This window comes from Fictibacillus nanhaiensis (assembly GCF_036213205.1).
In the GTDB taxonomy this organism is placed as follows: Bacteria; Bacillota; Bacilli; order Bacillales; family Fictibacillaceae; genus Fictibacillus; species Fictibacillus nanhaiensis_E.
This window is the reverse complement of the sequence record NZ_JARMFC010000014.1, coordinates 213918-220072: the sequence shown is the minus strand read 5'-3', so window position 1 is coordinate 220072 and position 6155 is coordinate 213918. Positions and strand designations below refer to the sequence as shown.

The 6155-nt window shown below is 39.0% G+C and carries 8 protein-coding genes; 3 read left to right on the top strand and 5 right to left on the bottom strand.

Features of this window, described 5'->3' with window-relative positions; translation table 11 throughout:
• Positions 1-219: 219 nt before the first annotated feature.
• Together P4V41_RS15145 and P4V41_RS15140 are read right to left on the bottom strand one after the other, a co-directional pair.
• The gene (locus P4V41_RS15145) at positions 220-435 is read right to left on the bottom strand and encodes a hypothetical protein (protein WP_328085909.1); all 216 of its coding nucleotides are present in this window, start codon (positions 433-435) and stop codon (positions 220-222) included.
• Positions 436-512: 77 nt separating this feature from the next.
• A complete protein-coding gene (locus P4V41_RS15140) occupies positions 513-737 on the bottom strand; it encodes a hypothetical protein (protein ID WP_328085908.1) in 225 nt (74 codons plus the stop codon).
• Between the two features lie 345 nt (positions 738-1082).
• On the opposite strand from P4V41_RS15140, the gene P4V41_RS15135 reads away from it, so the two are divergent.
• The 3 genes from P4V41_RS15135 (at position 1083) to wrbA (ending at position 3064) form a co-directional block, all read left to right on the top strand.
• Positions 1083-1748 (top strand): phosphatase PAP2 family protein, encoded by a 666-nt coding sequence (locus P4V41_RS15135; RefSeq protein WP_328085907.1) that lies wholly within the window; start codon positions 1083-1085, stop codon positions 1746-1748.
• Between the two features lie 136 nt (positions 1749-1884).
• Positions 1885-2337: a hypothetical protein gene (locus P4V41_RS15130; RefSeq protein WP_328085906.1), complete on the top strand. Its 453-nt coding sequence runs from the start codon at positions 1885-1887 to the stop codon at positions 2335-2337.
• A gap of 100 nt (positions 2338-2437) precedes the next feature.
• A complete protein-coding gene (gene wrbA / locus P4V41_RS15125; RefSeq protein WP_328085905.1) occupies positions 2438-3064 on the top strand; it encodes an NAD(P)H:quinone oxidoreductase in 627 nt (208 codons plus the stop codon).
• A 129-nt stretch (positions 3065-3193) separates the two neighbouring features.
• On the opposite strand, the gene copZ is transcribed toward wrbA, so the two are convergent.
• Genes copZ through P4V41_RS15110 form a run of 3 tightly spaced genes read right to left on the bottom strand, consistent with a single transcriptional unit; the run spans position 3194 to position 6118 of the window.
• On the bottom strand, positions 3194-3400 hold the full coding sequence (gene copZ / locus P4V41_RS15120; RefSeq protein WP_328085904.1) for a copper chaperone CopZ: 207 nt from the start codon (positions 3398-3400) through the stop codon (positions 3194-3196).
• A 12-nt stretch (positions 3401-3412) separates the two neighbouring features.
• On the bottom strand, positions 3413-5815 hold the full coding sequence (locus P4V41_RS15115) for a heavy metal translocating P-type ATPase (protein WP_328085903.1): 2403 nt from the start codon (positions 5813-5815) through the stop codon (positions 3413-3415).
• 15 nt (positions 5816-5830) lie between these two features.
• Entirely contained in the window at positions 5831-6118 is a 288-nt protein-coding gene (locus tag P4V41_RS15110; protein WP_066391586.1) for a metal-sensing transcriptional repressor, read from the bottom strand.
• Between the last annotated feature and the right edge of the window lie 37 nt (positions 6119-6155).

The window sequence follows — 6155 nt, the reverse complement described above, 5'->3', positions numbered from 1 at the left end:
ATCGATCATAAATCCTCGGCATCGATCATAAATCCTCGGAACCGATCATAAATCCTCGGCATCGATCATAAATCCTCCGAACCAGCATCAATCCCCTAAGCACTGGACGCCTATGTTGACTTAGCTAAAAAATCTTTATAAAAACGCTCTTCACTCCTTTCACACAAAAAAACTAGCCCATGAAATATGAGCCAGCCAACGAAAAGAACTTCATATTCATTATTTATGCCCTCTTCCTTTTGTCAAATGGCATGGTACGCCTTTACCCATAGCACCTGGCTGTGACATCCTTTCCATGTATGCCAATCCTCTTAAGCATTGCGTCTTGCAAGCAATACATGTCTCACTTGTAACCATCTTTTGTGTATGCTGATATTTGTTAACCTGGCTGTCATATTTATTTTTTGTCGTCTTCTTTGCATTTTTTTTAGCCATGAATGTGCCCTCCCCCTGAATCCTAAACACATTGTATGTAGGAAGAGTGGCTTTTGACATACGTAAAAATAAAAAAACTACCCAATGTACAGGTAGTCTTCATCATGTTCGATTTGATATTGAATGCTTTGCCGTTCAGCAAGTGACATGATGTAGTCACTGTCTGATTTGTCATACGCTAATAAAAACTCGTGCAATGGCATGTTGTATTTGTTCCAGACCACTTCCATCAGCCACTTTTGGCTGATCATAAAATACTCACCATTATAACGGTCTACTTTTATGGTATTGCCTACATACATCCATAACACTCCCTTTCAAAGAGGTTAAATATGCATTAGGTCTTACGGTTGTACCTTCATTATATTCCTTTTATCAGAAAAGTCAAAAAGTAAACGTCTGAATATATAATATACGGGTACATTTACTACTTGACGAAAATAGTGGCAAAGAGATTGTAACAGTACTTGGGAAGACTAGACATAACAATAAATTGATATAAAATTTATAGTAGAATACGTCTCATGACCTATGACAAATAAACCATAATATGGTAACCTCTATAAGGTGTATTTTAAAACGTGTAAAACCTTTTAAAACGGGAATATGTTATTAAGCTGATGATATAGATAAAGGAGTAGTTCATATTGCGTATAATAAAAGAGAATATTTTAGCATTATGTCTCCTCCTCTCTATCCCTTTACTGAATATTATTTATCAGGTATTAAATCATGGGGAACGCGGGGCGAGGCAACTTATTACAGCAGTGGATCACCAAATCCCATTTGCAGAGATTTTTATTGTACCTTATGTTCTTTGGTATGCTTTTATCTTTCTAATGTTTGTTTACTTTTGTGTTTATGACAGAACTATTTATTACCGGACCTTATTAAGTTTTTGTGTGGGAATGCTGGTATGTTATGTGATTTACTTCTTTTTTCAGACCACAGTTCCCCGTCCTGAATTAGTTCAAGGTGGCATACTAACAAAGATGGTTCAGTATGTTTATGGTGCTGACCAACCATTCAACTGTTTTCCAAGTATTCATGTATTGAGCAGTTATCTTATGATTTTAGGCATTCGCCATAGTAAGATGTGGACGATAAGAAAAGATATCATTGTCTCAACCATCGCTTACAGCATTATCTTGTCGACACTTTTCGTTAAACAACATGTTGTACTAGATGTCGTTGCTGGAATTTTACTTAGTAGCCTCCTTTTTAAACTGTTTTATTATCTTGAGGCTGAAACAGTATTTAGCTTTTTTAAACGAATGTTTAAAACAAAACTTCAAAGCTCAGAGAAAAGTTAAGGTAAAGAACTGCTTTTATATAAGCGGTTCTTTTTTATTTTTATTGCTTGCTATTCACTCTTAAAAAAACGTTGTTTTGTACAGGCATAACTAGGATTGAAATCAAATATGAATAACATGGGAAGGAGTGATTACGATGAGCGATGAACAAAGGAAGGCAATTGACCAGCGTGCTGACAACATGCATCAGATGTGTAAGCAACACATGTATTACCATGTAACGATTAAAACGCGAGACGGTCAAGAAATCGAAGGAATTATTACTGATTTAGATAAAAAAAATGTATATATGATGGTTCCGCAAAATATGATGCCTGCAGAAGAAACCCAACAACAAAACCCTCAAACAGAGCAATCATCTAGCGAACCTGGACAGCAGAGCCAACAACAACAACAACAACAACAACAACAACAGCAACAAACAAATCAGCAGAATCAACGTCAATGGGATGGAAATCCATATTATCGACGATATTATCGTCAGATTTTTCCGCTCGCCACTCTCGCAGCTTTGTCTTTATATCCTTTTTATCCGCCTTATCCGTATCCTTACTATCCACCCTATCCATACCCTTATCCTTATTATTAAAGCAGACCGCCTAAATCACAGGCGGATTTTTTTATGATTTCAATTTGGTAAAAACGGGAAGTAAGTGTACATAGATCATATTAATCAAGGAGGGCATATAATGGCTAACATTTTGGTTGTATATTATAGTTCTTATGGTCATATTCATGAGATGGCACTAGCAGCAGCAGAAGGTGTAAAGCAAGTTGACGGTACGGAAGTTAAAGTTGTAAAAGTTCCTGAGTTTGAAGTCACAAAAAAATACATGTCTCAACAAGATGCTTATGTAAAAGCTCAAGAAGCACAGGCTGATATTCCTGAAGTGACACTTGACGATTTAAAATGGGCAGATGGTATTGTATGGGGAATTCCAACACGTTACGGCATGATGCCAGCACAAATCAAACAGTTGCTTGATTCTGCAGGCGGCCTTTGGGCAAATGGTGATCTAGAGGGCAAAGCCACTGCCGTAATCACAAGTTCCAATACGATTCATGGTGGACAAGAATCAACTGCGATCACTTCTTTCGTTCCACTCATGCACTTTGGAATGATTTATGTAGGTCTTCCATATGGAGAAAATCCAGAACAGATGACGTCAGATGGTATAGGTGGTTCGCCTTACGCGGCTTCGACCGTAGCTGGAGCAGATGGCAGTCAACAGCCTCAGGATGCAGAAAAAACAATGGCTTCTCGTTTAGGAAATCGCGTGGCAAAAGTAGCAAAAGCACTTAAAGGTAATCTATAAAATCGCTTATAAAAAAAGCCCCTCCGCTTGGAGAGGTTTTTGAAAAAACCGGTAGAATTTCACCGGTTTTTCTTTTTTTCCTAGTGAGGGACTTTTTCAGTGCCCTCCAATTGGAGAAGCTTTGTCAAACTACTTTACATCATATCCTTGATCTTCAATCGCTTCTCGCATATCTGCATCTGTAACTTTCGAAGAATCCACTTCTACATCCACTTTTCCAGTTTCTAAGTGAACCACAACGTTTTTCACTCCATCTAGTTCATTTAACGCATTCGTTACTGCTGCTTTGCAGTGGCCACATGTCATACCTTCTACATTTAATGTTTTTGTTTCCATCATCTTTTCCTCCTAGTTCTCTTTTAAGTTTAAGCGTTTTAAACGCAATGCATTCGTTACAACGGATACAGAGCTAAATGCCATAGCAGCTCCCGCGACCCAAGGTTCGAGCAAACCGAATGCAGCGATCGGAATACCTGCTGTATTGTAAAACAATGCCCAAAATAAGTTTTGCCTAATATTTCGCATTGTCTTTCGGCTTAACTCTATCGCTTTTGGAATATGATTGAGATCTCCACCAACAAGCGTCACATCAGCGGCTTCGATTGCTACATCTGTTCCTGTACCGATTGCCATTCCGATATTAGCCGTCGCGAGTGCTGGAGCATCATTGATCCCATCACCTACCATCGCAACTGTTTTCCCTTTATCTCGAAGCTCTTTCACAATACGCGCTTTATCTTCGGGTAACACTTCAGCGAATACCTCTGTAATGCCTACTTCCTGTGCGATTGCAAGTGCTGTTCTTTTGTTATCACCTGTGATCATATACACATCAATACCCTGATCTGTTAAAGAGTTAATCGCATTTTTTGATGTTTCTTTTACCCTATCAGCAACAGCTATAATTAGAACGAGCTCTCCATCTACCGCCCCTAGCATAGCTGTTTTCCCTTCGTTCTCATAGCCTTCAAGAAGCGTTTCGTGTTCTTTATATTCTACAGCTCTTTCTTTCATGAGCTTTCTCGTTCCAACGAGTACGGTTTTTCCACTCATGGCTGATTCAATCCCATGGCCTGGAATAGCATGAAAGGACTCCGTTTCAATGATAGGTATATTCTGTTTATTTCCGTACTCAACAATAGCTTCTGCCAAAGGGTGTTCAGAGCTTTTCTCTGCAGAAATCACATGAGAAATAAATCCTTCTTTTAACTCTATAAGATCTGTAACTTCTGGTTTTCCTTTTGTAACCGTTCCTGTTTTATCAAGTAGCAATGCATCAATTCTTTGTGCGACTTCTAAATACTCTCCACCTTTGAACAAGATTCCCTGCTCTGCTCCTTTACCTGTTCCAACCATAATGGATGTCGGTGTTGCGAGACCAAGTGCACACGGACAGGCGATAACTAGAATGGCAATGCTGACTTCAAGAGCTTGAGGCAGGTTACCTGGATCTACAAGTAAATACCAGACCATAAAAGCAAGTAGTGCAATACCTACAACAATTGGCACGAAAATTCCAGAGATATAATCCGCCATTCGTTGTATAGGTGCTTTCGATCCTTGAGCTTCTTCAACAATCTTTATGATTCCAGCTAGAGCCGTTTCTTTCCCTACCTTTTTAGCCTCCATTTGGAGAGTGCCATTCTTGTTGAGGGTAGCTCCTATAACGGTATCACCTTCTGTTTTTTCAACAGGAATCGCTTCACCTGTAATCATACTTTCATCGACTGAAGAATTACCAGAGAGCACGGTGCCATCGACCGGTATTTTCTCACCTGGCTTAATAAGCAGCGTATCTCCTACTACCACTTGATCTAAAGGAACTCTATCTTCCTTTCCATTTCTTATTACAGTAGCTTCCTTTGCCTGCAGATTCAATAGTTTGGAGATTGCTTCTGTTGTTCTGCCTTTTGCGAGAGTCTCGAAATATTTACCGACTAAGATTAGCGTGATTAACACAGCGCTCGTTTCAAAATACAGTTGTGGCATATAGTCAGAATTACCAATCGTCTTAAAAGCCTCAACTACGCTGTAAAAAAAGGCAGCAGACGTTCCTAACGCAACAAGAACATCCATGTTCGCACTCTTATTACGAAGCGCTCGAAAAGCACCGATATAAAACGGTCCTCCTATATAAAATTGAACAACGGAAGCGAGAAAAAGTTGAAACCAGGGGTTCATGAATACTGATGGCATTGGCAATCCAAAGTCCCAAGGCATATGAGCAAACATTGTATATAGAAGTGGAAGAGACAAGATTATAGATAGAATTAACTTTCTCTTCTTCGACGTAATCTCTTCTTCCTTCTTCGTCTTTTTCGTTTCACGATCTTTGTGAGTAGTCGCATTATACCCAAGTTTTTGTATCTTGTTTAACACTTCATCTACAGAAACAATCGACGGGTTATATTCTATCGATCCCGTTTCACCCGTTAAGTTAACCGTAGCACTAGAGATCCCTTCCATGCGGTTTAAGCTTTTTTCAATGCGTGTAGAGCAGGCTGCACAAGTCATGCCCGAAATATCAAGATCTACCTTTTCTTTCGCAACACCGTAACCAAGCTTTTCAATTTTTTGTTCGATCTCTTGAAGGCTGATCATCTGAGGATCAAACGTTACAGAAGCTTTTTCCATGGCTAAGTTGACATTAACATCGACATGATCCATTTTGTTCAGCACTTTCTCGATTCGAGTTGAACAAGCTGAGCATGTCATGCCCGTTATTCCTAGATTTACTTTCTTTTTGCTCATGGTCTTCACCTTCTTTTATGATTTAGAGAATTGCTTAATGACCCTCATTAATTCTTCTATAGAGTCTTCTCCATCACCAGATTTTATCGCATCAGCCACACAATGCTGAGTGTGACTTTCCATCAATTGAAATCCTACTCTTTTTAATCCGGCTGTCACAGCTGAAATCTGAACAAGAACATCTATGCAATAACGATCATCTTCTATCATTTTTTGAAGACCACGAACTTGGCCCTCAATCTTTTTTAAACGGTTGTTTAAATCTTGTTTATCACTTTCACAGCGATGTGTTTTTTGTTCCATATGGGTTCATCCCTTCGTTTTGGATGCTTACAGAGTT

Coding starts and splice junctions, on each gene's coding strand:
- P4V41_RS15115 (WP_328085903.1), bottom strand. CDS start 5,815: ATGAGCAAAAAGAAAGTAAATCTAGGAATAACGGGCATGACATGCTCA.
- wrbA (WP_328085905.1), top strand. CDS start 2,438: ATGGCTAACATTTTGGTTGTATATTATAGTTCTTATGGTCATATTCAT.
- P4V41_RS15145 (WP_328085909.1), bottom strand. CDS start 435: ATGGCTAAAAAAAATGCAAAGAAGACGACAAAAAATAAATATGACAGC.
- P4V41_RS15130 (WP_328085906.1), top strand. CDS start 1,885: ATGAGCGATGAACAAAGGAAGGCAATTGACCAGCGTGCTGACAACATG.
- P4V41_RS15140 (WP_328085908.1), bottom strand. CDS start 737: ATGTATGTAGGCAATACCATAAAAGTAGACCGTTATAATGGTGAGTAT.
- P4V41_RS15110 (WP_066391586.1), bottom strand. CDS start 6,118: ATGGAACAAAAAACACATCGCTGTGAAAGTGATAAACAAGATTTAAAC.
- copZ (WP_328085904.1), bottom strand. CDS start 3,400: ATGGAAACAAAAACATTAAATGTAGAAGGTATGACATGTGGCCACTGC.